This window comes from Phytopseudomonas dryadis (assembly GCF_004327355.1).
GTDB lineage: Bacteria > Pseudomonadota > Gammaproteobacteria > Pseudomonadales > Pseudomonadaceae > Aquipseudomonas > Aquipseudomonas dryadis.
In genome coordinates this window covers 1-14680 of sequence record NZ_QJUM01000052.1, presented here as the reverse complement: position 1 = coordinate 14680, position 14680 = coordinate 1, and the positions used below count along the sequence as shown (strand labels likewise).

13 protein-coding genes and 1 pseudogene are annotated in these 14680 nt (G+C 62.9%); 6 read left to right on the top strand and 8 right to left on the bottom strand.

All coding sequences use genetic code 11. The annotated features are described in order from the left end of the window. From DNK34_RS24945 to DNK34_RS24930, 4 genes are all read right to left on the bottom strand, one after another. A partial coding sequence (locus DNK34_RS24945; RefSeq protein ID WP_131177953.1) for an OprD family outer membrane porin occupies window positions 1–202 on the bottom strand: 202 nt, incomplete at its 3' end. Between the two features lie 131 nt (window positions 203–333). After that, the gene (locus DNK34_RS24940) at window positions 334–1335 is read right to left on the bottom strand and encodes a tripartite tricarboxylate transporter substrate binding protein (protein ID WP_131177954.1); all 1002 of its coding nucleotides are present in this window, start codon (window positions 1333–1335) and stop codon (window positions 334–336) included. Between the two features lie 62 nt (window positions 1336–1397). After that, complete coding sequence (locus tag DNK34_RS24935; RefSeq protein ID WP_131177955.1) at window positions 1398–2912, bottom strand: tripartite tricarboxylate transporter permease; 1515 nt, start codon at window positions 2910–2912, stop codon at window positions 1398–1400. 24 nt (window positions 2913–2936) lie between these two features. Next, a complete protein-coding gene (locus DNK34_RS24930) occupies window positions 2937–3404 on the bottom strand; it encodes a tripartite tricarboxylate transporter TctB family protein (protein WP_131177956.1) in 468 nt (155 codons plus the stop codon). A gap of 625 nt (window positions 3405–4029) precedes the next feature. On the opposite strand from DNK34_RS24930, the gene DNK34_RS24925 reads away from it, so the two are divergent. The 4 genes from DNK34_RS24925 to DNK34_RS24905 all read left to right on the top strand — a co-directional run bounded on the left by DNK34_RS24925 (window position 4030) and on the right by DNK34_RS24905 (window position 8219). Beyond that, window positions 4030–4815 carry an IclR family transcriptional regulator gene (locus DNK34_RS24925; protein WP_131177957.1) on the top strand — a complete coding sequence of 262 codons (786 nt, stop codon included), beginning with the start codon at window positions 4030–4032 and terminating at the stop codon, window positions 4813–4815. A gap of 196 nt (window positions 4816–5011) precedes the next feature. Then, complete coding sequence (locus tag DNK34_RS24920; protein ID WP_131177958.1) at window positions 5012–6061, top strand: Gfo/Idh/MocA family protein; 1050 nt, start codon at window positions 5012–5014, stop codon at window positions 6059–6061. Between the two features lie 49 nt (window positions 6062–6110). Then, window positions 6111–6926 carry a sugar phosphate isomerase/epimerase family protein gene (locus tag DNK34_RS24915; RefSeq protein ID WP_131177959.1) on the top strand — a complete coding sequence of 272 codons (816 nt, stop codon included), beginning with the start codon at window positions 6111–6113 and terminating at the stop codon, window positions 6924–6926. Window positions 6927–7340: 414 nt separating this feature from the next. Next, window positions 7341–8219: a DMT family transporter gene (locus DNK34_RS24905; RefSeq protein ID WP_131177961.1), complete on the top strand. Its 879-nt coding sequence runs from the start codon at window positions 7341–7343 to the stop codon at window positions 8217–8219. 72 nt (window positions 8220–8291) lie between these two features. Here the strand turns inward: DNK34_RS24905 and DNK34_RS24900 are convergent, their stop codons facing one another. After that, window positions 8292–9632, bottom strand: a complete 1341-nt coding sequence (locus DNK34_RS24900; RefSeq protein WP_131177962.1) for an MFS transporter — start codon at window positions 9630–9632, stop codon at window positions 8292–8294. A gap of 648 nt (window positions 9633–10280) precedes the next feature. Between DNK34_RS24900 and quiC the strand changes: the two genes are divergently transcribed. Further along, window positions 10281–12188, top strand: coding sequence for a 3-dehydroshikimate dehydratase QuiC (gene quiC / locus DNK34_RS24895; protein WP_131177963.1), 1908 nt, complete (start codon window positions 10281–10283; stop codon window positions 12186–12188). Window positions 12189–12253: 65 nt separating this feature from the next. Further along, complete coding sequence (locus DNK34_RS24890) at window positions 12254–12922, top strand: TetR/AcrR family transcriptional regulator (RefSeq protein ID WP_131177964.1); 669 nt, start codon at window positions 12254–12256, stop codon at window positions 12920–12922. 45 nt (window positions 12923–12967) lie between these two features. Here DNK34_RS24890 and DNK34_RS24885 read toward each other — a convergent pair whose 3' ends face one another. The 3 genes and pseudogenes from DNK34_RS24885 to DNK34_RS25615 form a co-directional block, all read right to left on the bottom strand. Further along, complete coding sequence (locus DNK34_RS24885) at window positions 12968–13822, bottom strand: shikimate dehydrogenase (RefSeq protein ID WP_131177965.1); 855 nt, start codon at window positions 13820–13822, stop codon at window positions 12968–12970. A 5-nt stretch (window positions 13823–13827) separates the two neighbouring features. After that, window positions 13828–14268: a type II 3-dehydroquinate dehydratase gene (aroQ, locus tag DNK34_RS24880; protein ID WP_131177966.1), complete on the bottom strand. Its 441-nt coding sequence runs from the start codon at window positions 14266–14268 to the stop codon at window positions 13828–13830. A 121-nt stretch (window positions 14269–14389) separates the two neighbouring features. Next, window positions 14390–14680, bottom strand: a pseudogene (locus DNK34_RS25615) (hypothetical protein); the annotation flags it as partial.

Sequence of the window (14680 nt, the reverse complement as noted above, 5' to 3'; positions counted from 1 at the left end):
TCCATTCCTCGGCCTTGCTCTGGGCGTTGTCCGGGTCGGTGAAGTTGCGGTTGATGTAGAAGTTGCGCAGGTTGAGGCTGACCTTGGCGTCGTCGACGAAGCCTTCGGCCTGGGCGACGAGGGGCAGCATGCTGGCCGCGACGGCCAGGGTCAGGGCACTGGGAATCAGTAACGGATTGCGGGTTGCGTTCAAGAGTTTCATTGTTGTTATCCCTCTCTGTTGCTCGATCGTTGGCATGAAGAGCTCCCTCCGGGTGAGCGGATGCTTGAGTCGCTGGGGGGGTGAAGCGGGTGCTGCGGACCGGTAACGCACGCGGCTACCGGTCGTCTGGCTCAGGGCTGTTCGATACCGACGCTGTCCGGTGAGATCTCGATGGCCTTGGCCTTGTACATCGACCAGGCGGTGACCGACTGCCAGCGCTTGAGGAATGCCTCGGCTTCGGCGCCGCTGAGGTTCAGGCTCTGCGCGCCATAGTTCTTCAGGAAGCCCTGGAATTCTTCGTTGGCCACGGCCTTGGCATAGGCATCGACCAGCTTCTGCTTGATGTCATCCGGCGTGTCCTTGTGCACGAAGGCGCCCCAGAACGGCCCCCATGGCAGGTACTCGGCGATATCCGGCAGTGCCGCGGTGATCGGCTCGACGCCCGGCAGCTCCGGGGTTTCCTCGGCGGCCAGTACGGCCAGGGCCTTCAGCTTGCCGGTGCGTACCAGTTCCTTGGCGGCCGCCAGGCTCAGGGGCATGAAGTCGATGTGCTTGCCCATCAGCGCGGTGATGCCGGGGCCGTCGCCACCGAAGGTCACTTCACGCACCTTCAGTTCGCCGACGGCGTTGACCATGGCGTGAACGGTGCTGGGCAGGCCGCCGGCGCCGGTGGAGCCCATGCGCAGGGTGTCCGGCTTGGCCTTGGCGTCGGCCAGCAACTCGGCCATGGAGTTCCACGGGCTGTCGGCGTTGGCGGCGATCACCACGACGTTCTGGCCGATGATGTTGACCGGATAGAAGTCGCTGTAGTCGAACTTGGCCAGGCCCAGTACCGGGTACAGCTGCGGGTTCTCGGCGCCCAGCAGCAGGGTGTAGCCGGTGGGTTTCTGCTGCAGCACGTAGCTGCTGCCGATCACCGCGGTGCCGCCGGGACGGTTGTTGAGGATCAGTTTGGTGCCCAGCTCCTTCTCGACGTAGGGCGCGAGGCTGCGCATCACGTTGTCGGTGGCGCCGCCGGCGCCCCAGGGGATCACGGCCTGGATGCTGCGCTCCGGATAGTCGGCGTGGGCGGGCAGGGCCAGCGTCAAGGCACTAAGGGAAAATGCGACGCCGGTAAGTAGTTGCTTGAGCATGTGGAGAGTCTCCATTGGTTGTTGTTATTTATCCGTTTCCGGGGCATGCGTGACGCGGTGTATCAAGGTTGAATCGGTGTCGTTTTAGCCTTGCGCTTGAGCCAGCCGAACAGCGGGGTGTTGCTCAGCACGACCAGTACCAGGGCGCAGCTGAGGATCAACGACAACGGACTGCTGACCAGTTCGCCGAGCAACTCGAGCGGATTGTCGCCGACCGACGCCATGGCCTGGCGGTAGGAATTGTCCATCAGCGGACCGAGGATGACACCGAGGATGATCGGCCCCATCTGGAAGCCAAAGGCCTTGAGGAAGTAGCCGAGCAGGCCGAAGCCAAGCATCCAGTAGACCTCGGTCATGCTGCTGTTCAGCGAGTAGGAGCCCACGGTGCAGAGCACCAGGATCAGCGGGATCAATACGGCCTTGGGCATTTCCACGACCTTGGCGAACAGCTTGATGCCCATCAGGCCGAAGATCAGCAGGAAGATGTTGGCCAGGGCCAGGTTGCCAACGGTGAACCAGAAGATGTGCGGATTCTCCACCATCAGCATCGGGCCGGGGTTGAGGCCGTGAATCACCAGGGCGCCGATGATCACCGCCGTCACCGCGTCGCCGGGCATGCCCAGGGTCAGCATCGGCACATAGGCGCTGCCGACCGCCGCGCTGTTGGCGGTTTCCGGCGCCACCAGGCCTTCGTAGGCGCCTTCGCCGAAGGGACGGGTGGGGTTCTTCACGGTGCGCTTGGCGTGGTCGTAGGCCAGCAGCGCGGCGATCTCGCCGCCGACGCCCGGCAGCACGCCGACCAGTACGCCGATGATCGAGGTGCGCAGCGACAGCGGCAGGAACTTGAGGATCATCGCCAGGGATGGAATGATCTTGTCGACCTTCTGCTTGACCACCTGGGTGTTGAGGTTGTGCAACTGGTACAGCGCCTCGGCGACGCCGAACAGGCCGATCATCACCACCACATAGTGGATGCCGCCCATCAGCTCCATCTGACCCATGGTGAAGCGCCCTTCGGCGGTGACCGGGTCCATGCCGACCATGCCGATGACCGCGCCCAGCGCCACGGCGAAGATACCCTTGGCCAGGCTGCCGTCGGCCAGACTGCCAACCAGCATCAGGCCGATGGCGGCGATCAGGAAGTAGTCGCGCGGGGCGAATTTCAGCGCCAGGTCGCCAAGGATGGGCGCCGCGCAGGCCAGTACCACGGTGCCGATCAGGCCGCCGATCACCGACATCACCGTGCTCAGACCGATGGCGCGTCCGGCCTCGCCGAGTTTGGCCAGCGGGTAACCATCGAACGACGTGGCCACCGACGACGGGCCGCCGGGAATGTTCAGCAGAATGGCGCTGCGTGCTCCGCCATAAACCCCGCCGATGAAGATACCGACGATCAGCGCCAGTGCCTGATTGACCTCCCAGGAAAAGGTGAAGGACACCAGGATCGAAACCGCCATGGTTACCGACAGCCCGGGAATCGCGCCGATGTAGATACCGGCGAAGGTGCCGAGTGCCGTCAGCATCAGCAGGTTCGGATCCATCCAGGCCAACAGCAGGTAAGAGAGTGTATCGCTCATGGAAATCTCGTCTCAGGGGCGGGGTCAGGGTAGATAGACGCTGAACGCCAGGGTGAACAGGAGATAGATCGCCAGTACCGACAGCGAACTGGCGAACAGCGCCGACAGCACCTTGCCGCGTCGCAGGTAGACGATGGAAAGCATCAGGAACACGAAGGTACTGGCATAGAAGCTGGCCCACTGGATCGCTGCCAGATAGGCCACGGCGAGCAGGGTGAAGACCACGATGTGGCGTGGGAAATGCTCGTGACTGAAACGCTTCGCCGAGGCGAGCCAGCCCTCGCCGTGAGTGTCTTTGCCACGCAGCTCGAAAAGCACCCGAATGGACGAAAGCAGCAAGACCACGCTGATGCCCAGCGGGAAGGCGCCGGGTGAGCTGACCGAGGAGAAACCGGCGATCATATAGGCCTGGTACAGCACGGTGATGCTGAAGATCAACAGCAGCACGCAGAAGGTACGTTCGCCAACCGGCACTTTTTTACGCGTATTCATGCACAGCTCCTGGGAAGAAGGTCGTCACGTCGGGCATGCGGAGCGCGGGCTCAGCGACCGGGGCTCAGGATCGGCTGCCGGGTGGGATCGTCCTGGCGGCGCGTCATGGCGGGCGTGAGCAAGCCGATCGCGGCGGGAGAGAGGGAAGACCAGTCCTCGGACGAGGAACGGAGCAGACGAACGACCTGGGCGGTCATTCGCTGTGCGCGGGCAAACACAGACGTGGGCTGTGACATGGAGGGCGACCTTCTTATATTTATAGGTTCAATGATGCTGGCGCTGCATTGGCCTGCATGGCGTCGAACAATGCAAGCGACAGCGAACGTGGATCGAATAGTGTTCCGTGAGCCACGGCATTTCAATTCACTAATCATGTTCCTGTTCGATAACCGAACAAGAACGGACTGGTTAGTACATAAAATTCGCTGCCCGATTATGGCGCGTCCGTGGTCACTCAGCCAGTGCCTCTGCAGCGAAAATCACCGCACGGCAGAGCCTGTGACCGGGCGTGGCAGGGGCGTCCGTCCGGCCAGCCTGGTCGGCGTGCGGAACTGACGATGTATTTCGGTTACGCCTTCGCCGCGATGTCTTTTAGAATCGCGCCAAATCATTCAGGAACCGCTCCATGGCCGGTAGTCAGATAGAACGGGCGTTGAGCCTACTCGAGAGCCTTGCTGGCGAGCCGGGCGAGGCCGGTGGCGTGCCCATGCAGACGTTGGCCGAGCGCCTGGACATTCCCAAGAGCGCCACGCACCGCATGCTCGCCGAACTGATTCGCCTGGGCTACGTACGCCAAGACCCGCAGACCAGCCGCTATCGGCTGTCGACCAAGCTGGTCGCCCTGGGTTTTCGCTACCTGGCCAGCAGTGGCGCCGACAGCGTCCAGCCTATTCTCGACCGCCTGGCCCGGGAAAGCGGTGAGCTGGTGCGCCTGGGCGTGATCGAGGGCGAGCGGCAGACCTGGATCGCCAAATCCCAGGGCGCCCGCTCCGGTCTGCGTTACGACCCGGACATGGGCCGCGATGCCCCTCTGCGCTACACCGCCTCCGGGCATGCCTGGCTGGCCAGCCTGGGCGATGCCGAAGCGCTGGCGCTGGTCGCGCGCCAGGCGATTGCCGAGGAGACGGCGTTCGGCCCCAATGCCCCGCATAGCGACGAGCAGCTCCTGCAGTATCTGCAGCGGGCCCGTGAGCGGGGGTATGCCAGTGTCGTGGAAACCTCGTCGATCGGTACCTGTGCGCTGGCCGCCGTGATCGGCCATCCACTGCACGGGCGCGCCATCGGCGTGCTCAGCATCGCCGGCCCCAGCGCGCGCCTGCCCGAGGCCCGCATGCAGGAACTGGTTCCCCTGTTGCTCGACGCTGCCGAGGAACTCTCCGCGGCCAGCCAGGCCTCGGACCTGTTCGCCTGAGCCTCCCGGCAGGCCGCTGGAAGGCGCCTGCCTCACCACACAAACATGATGGTTCACCGCTCTCGCAGGTTCTGCGCGCTGCTTCCGCTCGCGTCGTCGATTTGCCTTATGCCTATTGCAATAATATGGAACTGGGTTCTAAATTATTTAAAAGGCGACGCGTTCGCCGCAGAACAATCACAAAAGGAACCGCGTTTTGAAGCAGCCGTTGCGTATCGCCCTGGTCGGCGCCGGGATCATGGGCCGCCAGCATGTTCAGCATCTGCATACGGTGGAGCAGGCCCGCTTGTGCGCCATCGTCGATCCGGGGCCGCAGGCGGCGGATTTCGCCGGCGAATGCCAGGTACCCTGTTTCGGCGAGCTGCGGCCACTGCTCGAGCAAGGGATTGCGCAGGCGGTGATCATCGCCAATCCCAATACCGAGCATGTACGTAGCGCCCTGATGTGCATCGAGGCCGGTTTGCCGGTGTTGCTGGAAAAGCCGGTCGGTGTGCATCTGGACGAGGTGCGCGAACTGGTCGCTGCCGCGCAGCGTAACGGCGTTCCGGTCCTGGTCGGCCATCATCGGCGGCACAATCCGTTGATCGTCCGGGCGCACCAACTGTTGAGCGAAGGGGCCTTGGGCCGGCTGACCACGGTCACGGCCATGTGGCAGTTGCAGAAACCGGACAGCTACTACGACGTCGCCTGGCGCCGCGAGCCGGGTGCCGGGCTGCTGTTGACCAACCTGATCCACGATCTCGACCTGCTGCGTCACCTGTGTGGCGAGGTCGAGCAGGTGCAGGCCATGACCAGCAACGGCGTGCGCGGTTTCGCCAATGAAGACAGCGCGGTGGTGTTGCTGCAGTTCGCCAATGGTGCCCTGGGCAGCCTCACCGGTTCCGATGCGGTGGCCGCCCCCTGGAGCTGGGAACTGAGCGCCGGTGAGAACCCGGTTTATCCGCGCCAGCCCGATCAGCCCTGCTACCTGTTGGCCGGCACCCGGGGCGCGTTGAGCATCCCCCAGCTCAAGCATTGGCACTATGCCGAGGACGGCGCCGGCTGGCATCAGCCGTTGCTGCAGCAGCCTGAGCCTTACGCTGCCGAGCAAGCGCTGCGTCAGCAACTCGTGCACTTCGTCGAGGTAGCCCGCGGGCAGGCCGCGCCGCTGGTCAGCGCTGCCGATGCCGGACGCACGCTGGCCTTGTACGAGGCCATTCGCGCTGCCGCCGAAAGTGGCCGTGCCTGCCGCCCGGCAGCCATTTGAACGACCTTGTTTCCATCTGCCGCGGCACTGTGCCGCCCAAGTGAATGCCATGAATGAACGCGTCATCTCCCTCGCCAGCCTGACCGTCCTCGAGCTGTCCCCGCCGGATATGGTCGATGTCGCCGCCCGTGCCGGCTATAGCCATGTCGGCCTGCGCCTGATTCCAGCCACGCCGGATGAGCATCATTTCCCTCTGGTCGCCGACGCCGGTCTGCGTCGGCAGACCTTGCAACGCTTGCGTGATACCGGTATCGGGGTGCTGGATATCGAGATCCTGCGTCTGCAGCCGGCAACCCGCAGCAGCGATTTCAAGGCGGTGCTCGAGGCCGGTGCCGAGTTCGGTGCCAGTGAAGTGCTGGTCGCTGGCAACGATGCCGATGAACAGCGTCTGACCGATAATTTCGCCGCCTTGTGCGAGCTGGCCGAGGGCTACGGCCTGTTTCCGCATCTGGAGTTCATGCCCTGGACGGATGCCGCCAACCTGCAGCAGGCTTCGCGCATCGTCGAGCGGGCGGGGCGGGCCAATGGCTGCGTGCTGGTGGACGCCTTCCATTTCGACCGTTCGGCTTCGCGCCTGGAAGATCTTCAGGCCCTGCCGCCGTCACGGATGCGTTATGCCCAGCTGTGTGACGTGGCCGGGCCGCGTCCGCACGACATGGCGGAAATTCTGCGCCAGGCCCGTAATGAGCGGCGCTTTCCCGGTGACGGCGATTGTGACTTGCCAGGCCTGCTGCGCAGTCTACCGTCGGGCATTCCCCTGAGCCTGGAAATCCCGACCCGGCAACTGCTGGAGCAGGGCGTCAGCGCCCAGCAAAGGGCGCAGATGGCCATCGACAAGACGCGGGCGTTGCTGGCCCGGCTCTGATCGCCTGCCACCCGTCGGGTACCTGGGCCAACCCACTTCTATAGTGGGCAGAGCCCATGAGTCTGGGGCAATGTTGATTATCGAGGGCCTGTTGACGTTTCAGCGCAAGCCGCGTTGCCGCGAGAAATCTCGCCAGGCCGGGCGGCGATCCGCTAGGCGGAGGACGCAGGGAATGGCGTTCCCTTGCCAAGTCTTCCAACAACGCATGGCGAGATTTCCCGCGCAACCCGCAGGGCCGGGCCCGTTTTGCCGCGATGCGGCGTTTCTCGCCGGCTCATTTAGCCCGCTAAACTTCGCGGCTCGAGCCTTGCCTCGCGGCAAAACGGGCTCCGGCGCGGTCGTGCTGAAACGTCAACAGACCCTAGTTAGCCGGCTATCGATTAAGATGCTGTTCGTTGAATCACGAGAACCCCCATGAGTACCCCAAGTTCACCGTTGTCAGGCGCCAGTCATCCGCTCAAGGGGATCGCCCTGGTGGTGCTGGCGACCTTTCTCTTCGCCAGCCACGATGCACTGTCCAAGTACCTGTCCGGTTTCTACCCGATCATCATGATCGTCTGGGTGCGTTACCTGGTGCATACCCTGTTGATGGCCGGTATCTTCCTGCCGCAGTCCGGCTTGCGCGTCCTGCGCAGCAAGCGCCCGCTCTTGCAGGCGCTGCGGGCGATGTGCCTGCTGGGCACCAGCCTGTTCTTCACCACGGGGCTGCTGTTCATCCCACTGGCCGAGGCCACCGCGGTCAACTTCCTCACGCCGCTGATCGTCACGGCCCTGTCGGTACCGCTGCTCGGCGAGCGGGTCAGCCGTGGCCAGTGGATCGCGGTTATCGCCGGCTTCATCGGTGTGCTGATCATCGTCCATCCGGGCGGCGACCTGTTCACACCGGCAATCCTGCTGCCGTTCTGCTCGGCGCTGTGCTTCAGCTGCTATCAACTGCTCACCCGCAGGCTCAGCGAGGTCGACAGCCCGACCACCAGCAACTTCTTCGCCGGTTTGTTCAATACCCTGATCATGAGCGCGCTGGTGCCGTTCTTCTGGCAGCTTCCGGAGGTTGGCCACGGCCTGCTGATGCTCGCCCTGGGCGGTTGTGGCATGTGCGCCCATCTGTTCCTGACCCAGGCATTCCGTCACGCCGCGCCAGCCTTGCTGGCGCCCTTCGGCTACGGCCAGATCGTCTTTGCCGGATTGCTCGGCTACCTGGTGTTCTCCCATACGCCGGAAACCGCCGCTTTGGTCGGCATCGTCGTGATCTGCCTCAGCGGTCTGGCGGCGGCCTGGCAGAACCGCCGTTGAAGGCGCCGCCCCACGTTCGGCGGGCATGAAAAAGCCCATCACCGGGATGGGCTTTTCCGTCAGCGCCAGCTATCAGTCGGCAGGTGCGGCCTTGACGCTGCGCGGTGCCATGAAATACAGCCAGACGAGGGCGATGAAGTACATCGTCGGGATCATGGTGAATAGCACGGCATAGTTGTTGTTGGTGACGGTCAGCACGTAGCCGACGATCTGGGTCATGAACATGCCGCCGACGGCGGCGCACATGCCGCCAAAGCCGAATACCGTACTCATCATGTGCTTGGGCGTGTAGTCCATGACCAGGCTCCAGATGTTCGCGGTCCAGGCCTGATGGGCGCCGACGGCCAGGGAGATGGCCAGTACCGCGATCCAGATATTCGCCGCATGGGCGGCGAACACCACGCAGACGATGGTGCAGGCGAATAGCAGCATGGACATCAAGCGTGCGTTGACCGGGCGTACGCCACGGCCGATCAGCCAGGATGAGAGCACGCCGCCACCGATGCTGCCGAAGTCGGCGGTCAGCCAGATCAGGATCAGCGGGATGCCCATCTGGGTAACGCTGATGCCCAGGTCGTACTGCTGGTTGAGGAACGGCGGCAGCCAGTACAGGTAGAACCAGAACACCGGAGCGGTCATCGAGAATGCCAGGGCGAATGCCCAGGTGCCACGCATGCGCATGATCTGCGCCAGGCCGACCTTGACCTCTTCCGGCTCGACTTCGCGCTGGATGTATTCCAGTTCGCTGCGTTTGACGTGCGGGTGGTCTTCCGGGTTGTGATAGTTCAGCGCCCAGAATACCAGCCACACCAGGCCCAGGGCGGCCATGCCGAGGAAGGCTGCCTGCCAGCCCCAGAGGCTGAGGATCAGGGGCAGCAGGGCCGGCGTGACCATGGCCCCGACATTGGTGCCGGCATTGAAGGCCCCGGTCGCGATGGCGCGTTCGCCGGCCGGGAACCACAGGCGTGTGGTCTTCACGCACGCCGGGTAATTGGCCGCCTCGGTGAGGCCGAGAATGAAACGACAGACCATGAAGCCGACCGCCGAGGTGGCCAGGCCATGGGCGCCGGTGGCCAGGCTCCAGAGCAGTACCGCGAGGAAGAAGGCGCGTTTGACGCCGACCTTGTCGATGAACCGGCCTTGCAGCAGGAAGCCGATGGCATAGCCGACCTGGAACCAGAAGTTGATGTTGGCGTAGTCCATCGCCGTCCAGCTCATTTCCTTGGCCAGGATCGGTTGCATGACGCCAAGCGCGGCCCGGTCGATGTAGTTCAGCGTGGTGGCGAAAAACACCAGCGCCAGCATGCCCCAGCGGGTTTTACCCACCGCCATGGCGCCGCGGAACTTGTCGCCTATGCCGCCGCCGGAAACAGGCGCCTGACTGGTACTGTGGGTGTTCTGTAATTCGGTCATTTATTACGGCCATCCCTTTGTTGACCGGGCAGGTCGCCACGGTCTGGACTAGGATCGTTTTCGGATAGCTGGTGATTATCCAACACGGCTACGCGCTGCGCGCGAATTAGGTGCAGGTAATCATCAATACCGGATTGATTGGCGCGTTCAGTTTTTCTCGGACGCGTCAGCGACGGACTCAGGCAAAGGCGGATAGTCGTCGTGGTCGAGCGGGGGCGGTGCGGGGAAAGCGCAAAGGAAGGCGTGTTCAGGCGCTGGGTGGAGGAAGACGATGCAGGCGGGTAAGGCATTCAGTGAGCGCATGGCGGTGTACCGTTCTTGAATTTGTTATGGCTTCTGTTCGTTGATCGCAGAGAACGTTGGCGAAGTACCGTGGTAGACGGCATTCGTTGCTGTCCTGCAATGTGGGATCGATGGTGCGCAGCTAGCCGGCGATCGTCAATTCGATCATCTGTCATTCGTTCGATAATCGAACAAAAAACTAACTGGTTCGTACACTGCGGTTGCCGTGGCAAGGCCTGCGGCCAATAATGATTTCATCCCGGCAGCGCCTGATCCGTCGCTCGGTTCAGGTACCTGACTCGTATAACAAATTCAGTGCAGGCACGGCCGTGTCTGCGCGGGCCGGCGCAATAACCAGGAGCTGATATGCAGCGTTCAATTGCCACCGTTTCCTTGAGCGGCACCCTGCCTGAAAAACTCGAGGCGATTGCCGCCGCCGGTTTCGACGGTGTGGAAATCTTCGAAAATGACCTGCTCTATTACGATGGAAGCCCGCGCGACATACGCAAGATGTGCGCCGACCTGGGCATCGCCATCACCCTTTTCCAGCCATTTCGCGATTTCGAGGGCTGCCGTCGGGATCGCCTGCAACGCAACCTCGATCGCGCCGAGCGCAAGTTCGACCTGATGCAGGAGCTGGGTACGGATCTGGTGCTGGTCTGCAGCAACGTCGCCGCCGACTCCCTGGGCGATGAAGAGATCCTGGTCGACGACCTGCGCCTGCTGGGCGAACGCGCTGGCGCACGCGGGCTGCGGATCGGCTACGAAGCCCTGGCATGGGGCCGGCACGTCAATACCTACCAGCAGGTGTGGAACCTGGTGCGTCAGGCCGATCATGCCGCCGTAGGCGTGATTCTCGACAGCTTCCACACCCTGTCCCTGGGGGGCGATCCCGCTGCCATCGCCGAGATTCCCGGCGACAAGATATTTTTCGTGCAGATGGCCGATGCGCCGATCCTGGCCATGGATGTACTGGAGTGGAGCCGCCACTTCCGCTGCTTTCCCGGCCAGGGCGAGTTCGACCTGCCGGGTTTCCTGGCGCCGATCATCCGCACCGGTTACACCGGCCCGCTGTCGCTGGAAATCTTCAACGACGGTTTCCGCGCCGCGCCGCCGAGGGCCAATGCGGTCGATGGCCTGCGCTCGCTGCTCTATCTCGAAGAAAAGACCCGGGTGCTGCTGGCCAAGGACGAAACCCCGCCCAATCTCGATATCCTCTTCTCGCCGCCAGCGGCAAGCCGCTATCACGGCGTCGAGTTTCTCGAATTCGCGGTGAGCGAGGCGGTCGGCGCCAAACTGTCCAACTGGCTCGAACGCCTGGGTTTCGCCCGGGCGGGGCAGCATCGCTCAAAGGATGTCAGCCTGCTGCGCCAGGGCGATATCAATATCGTGTTGAACGCCGAGCCCTATTCCTTCGCCCACAGCTTCTTCGAGGCCCATGGCGCTTCGCTGTGCGCCACGGCCCTGCGGGTCAGGGATGGCGCATCGGCGCTGCAACGCGCCTGCGATTATCGCGGTCATCCCTATCGTGGCCTGGTCGGCCCGAACGAGCGGGAAATCCCGGCGATGCGCGCCCCCGACGGCAGCCTGATCTACCTGGTCGACCAGGCTGGCGAAGGGCAGACCATCTACGACACCGACTTCATCCTCGACCCGCAAGCCACCGAGACTGGCGGTCTGCAGCGCATCGATCACATGGCACTGGCCTTGCCGGCCGACGCGCTGGACAGCTGGGTGCTGTTCTACAAGAGCCTGCTGGACTTCGAGGCCGACGACGAAGTGGTGCTGCCCGACCCCTACGGCCTGGTGAAAAGCCGGGCGTTGCGCAGCCGTTGCAGTTCGGTGCGCCTGCCCTTGAACATCTCGGAAAACCGCAACACCGCCATCGCCCACGCGCTATCCAGTTACCGTGGCTCGGGGGTGCACCATATCGCCTTCTCCTGCGAGGATATCTTCAAGGAAGTGGCGCGGGCCAAGGAGGCGGGGGTGCCGCTGCTGGACATTCCGCTCAACTACTACGACGATCTGGCCGCGCGTTTCGACTTCGATGACGAGTTCCTCAGCGAACTGGCCTACTACAACGTCCTGTATGACCGTGACGCGCAAGGGGGCGAGCTGTTCCACGTCTACACCGAAGCCTTCGAGGAGCGCTTCTTCTTCGAGATCATCCAGCGCAAGAACGGCTATGTGGGGTACGGTGCGGCCAACGTCGCCGTGCGTCTGGCGGCGATGGCCAAGGCCCGTAGCGGCGCGGCGCGGCATGCTCGGCTTTAGGGCGCACCTGCTGCCTGCCGGCTTGAAATGAGCAAACAATAAGAAAGGCCATGGTGAGTACCCATATGACCGTTACCGCAGAACTTTCGGCCGAACCGCTGGAAGTCCCCCGCAAGACGCGCAAGAACAACCCGGAAAAGACCCGGGAAAACATCCTGCAGGCCGCTATCGGCGAATTCGTGCGTCAGGGGCTTTCCGGCGCGCGGGTCGATGCCATCGCCGAGCGCACGGCGACCTCCAAGCGCATGATCTACTACTACTTCGGCAGCAAGGAGCAGTTGTACGTCGAAGTGCTGTGCAAGCTCTATGGCGATATTCGCAGCACGGAACGTCGCCTGCACCTGGATGAGCTGTCACCACCCGATGCGATTCGCCGGCTGGTCGAGTTCACCTTCGATCACCATGATCGCAACGTCGATTTCGTGCGCATCGTCAGCATCGAGAACATCCACTACGGCGAATACGTCAAGCAGTCCCCGGAGATTCGCCGCATGAGCAACGTGGTCCTGCTCACCCTGGGCGAAACGCTCAAGCGTGGCGAGGCCGAGGGCCTGTTCCGCGCCGGGCTGGATACCCTCGATGTGCACATGCTGATCAGCTCGTTCTGCTTTTACCGGGTATCCAACCGCCATACCTTTGGCGAGATCTTCCAGATCGACCTGCCGGACGAGCAGGTCAAGCAACGGCACAAGACCATGATCTGCGAGGCGGTGCTGCGCTATATCACCGTGTGACGTTCCTGAGTGGGCCGGGTACCAGGTGGCAGCCGGCCCGCCCGTTCAGGCGTTCATGCTGTGAAAGTGATCGAGCATGCGTTGCGCATCGGCGGCCGCGCCGCTGAACAGCTCGAATGCCTTGACTGCCTGGAACACGGCCATGTTGCCGCCATCCAGGGTTCTGCAGCCAATGGCCCTGGCCTCACGCAGCAGCTCGGTTTCCAGCGGGAAGTAGACGATTTCCGCCACCCATAACGCCTTGCGCAGCAGCGCCCTGGGGACCGGCATGCCCGGCAGTTTGGCCATGCCCATCGGCGTGGTGTTGACCAGTCCGTTGGCCACCGCCATCGCCGCCGGCAGATCACTGCCCGGCTGGGCGCGGGCGAAGCCGAAGTGCTGATTGAGGTTGGCTGCCAGGGCTTGAGCCCGTTCATTCTCCACGTCGAAGATGGTCAGCTGCTGCACACCCTCGCTCAGCAGGGCATGCGCCACCGCTGCGCCAGCGCCGCCGGCGCCCATCTGGACGACATGGGTGCGCTCGACATCCTTCAAGCCGCGGCGGAACCCTTCGGAGAAACCGAGGCAGTCGGTGTTATGGCCGATACGTTTGCCGTCTTTCAGCACGACCGTATTGACGGCGCCGATGCCCCGCGCCTCGTCGGAGAGCTCGTCCAGCAGCGGAATGATCGCCTGCTTGCAGGGGAAGGTGATGTTCAGGCCGGTGAAGCCCGTGCGTTCGGCGGCGCTCAGCAGATCGGGCAGGGCAGCGCTGTCCAGCTTGAGCTGATCCAGATCGATAAGGCGATACAGATAGCGCATGCCCTGGGCATCGCCCTCGTGTTCGTGCATGGCCGGTGTGCGTGAAGCCTGGATGCCGGCACCGATCAGCCCGGCCAGAATGCTCTTGTTTGCCGTCATTGTGCTCACCCTTTTATCAGCAGACTGAAGTGCTGCAGAGCGGCCCGGTAGCCATTGCTACCCAGCCCGGCGATCACCCCGACGGCTATTGGCGATACGAAGGAGTGGTGCCTGAAGGCCTCGCGCTTATGGACGTTGGACAGATGCACCTCGATCACCGGCACCTCGCTGGCCACCAGCGCATCGCGAATGGCGACCGAAGTATGGGTCCACGCGGCGGGGTTGATCACGATACCGGCGCAGCGACCACGAGCCTTGTGGATCCAGTCGATCAGTTCCGCTTCATGGTTGGTCTGGCGAAATTCGCTGGCCAGGCCAAGCTCGGCAGCCGTGTCAGCGCAAAGGTTGGCGATATCGGCGAGGGTTTCATGGCCGTAGGTGGCCGGCTCACGGGTACCCAGCATATTGAGATTGGGGCCGTTGAGTATCAGTACGATAGGGGGCATGGGGCGTCCTGTTGTTATTGTTGAACAAGTTCTTGGTGACTCGGGGAAAATGTACTAACTGGTTAATTTGGTCAATACGCCGGCTCGTCAGGGGCGCCCAATGGCGGGACAAAGCGTTCGATTATCGGGCGTGTAGCCATTCATGCTGCCTGCATAAGAAGAAAGGCTGGCGGCGATACTCCGTGCAATTAATCGTTGACGTAAAAACCAGGTTGCCTATAATGCGCACCACTTCCGGCGCGGCCTGATCTGAAAACCTCTTGTTAAACAAGGGGTTAGAAGAAGATAAGGGTTGCACGGACGGCGAATTCGAGTAGAATGCGCCGGCGCTGACAGGGCGGTTCGAGTGGTTCTGTCGGTGGCTCGATCGGGTTGGATCGAAGGTGATGATGAGGCGGTTGACAGCGGTTTG

Bases quoted from the DNA above. Each gene is read 5' to 3' on its own strand.
- DNK34_RS24930 (WP_131177956.1), bottom strand. From the start codon at position 3,404: ATGAATACGCGTAAAAAAGTGCCGGTTGGCGAACGTACCTTCTGCGTG.
- DNK34_RS24925 (WP_131177957.1), top strand. From the start codon at position 4,030: ATGGCCGGTAGTCAGATAGAACGGGCGTTGAGCCTACTCGAGAGCCTT.
- quiC (WP_131177963.1), top strand. From the start codon at position 10,281: ATGCAGCGTTCAATTGCCACCGTTTCCTTGAGCGGCACCCTGCCTGAA.
- DNK34_RS24915 (WP_131177959.1), top strand. From the start codon at position 6,111: ATGAATGAACGCGTCATCTCCCTCGCCAGCCTGACCGTCCTCGAGCTG.
- DNK34_RS24940 (WP_131177954.1), bottom strand. From the start codon at position 1,335: ATGCTCAAGCAACTACTTACCGGCGTCGCATTTTCCCTTAGTGCCTTG.
- DNK34_RS24935 (WP_131177955.1), bottom strand. From the start codon at position 2,912: ATGAGCGATACACTCTCTTACCTGCTGTTGGCCTGGATGGATCCGAAC.
- DNK34_RS24900 (WP_131177962.1), bottom strand. From the start codon at position 9,632: ATGACCGAATTACAGAACACCCACAGTACCAGTCAGGCGCCTGTTTCC.
- aroQ (WP_131177966.1), bottom strand. From the start codon at position 14,268: ATGCCCCCTATCGTACTGATACTCAACGGCCCCAATCTCAATATGCTG.
- DNK34_RS24890 (WP_131177964.1), top strand. From the start codon at position 12,254: ATGACCGTTACCGCAGAACTTTCGGCCGAACCGCTGGAAGTCCCCCGC.
- DNK34_RS24885 (WP_131177965.1), bottom strand. From the start codon at position 13,822: ATGACGGCAAACAAGAGCATTCTGGCCGGGCTGATCGGTGCCGGCATC.
- DNK34_RS24905 (WP_131177961.1), top strand. From the start codon at position 7,341: ATGAGTACCCCAAGTTCACCGTTGTCAGGCGCCAGTCATCCGCTCAAG.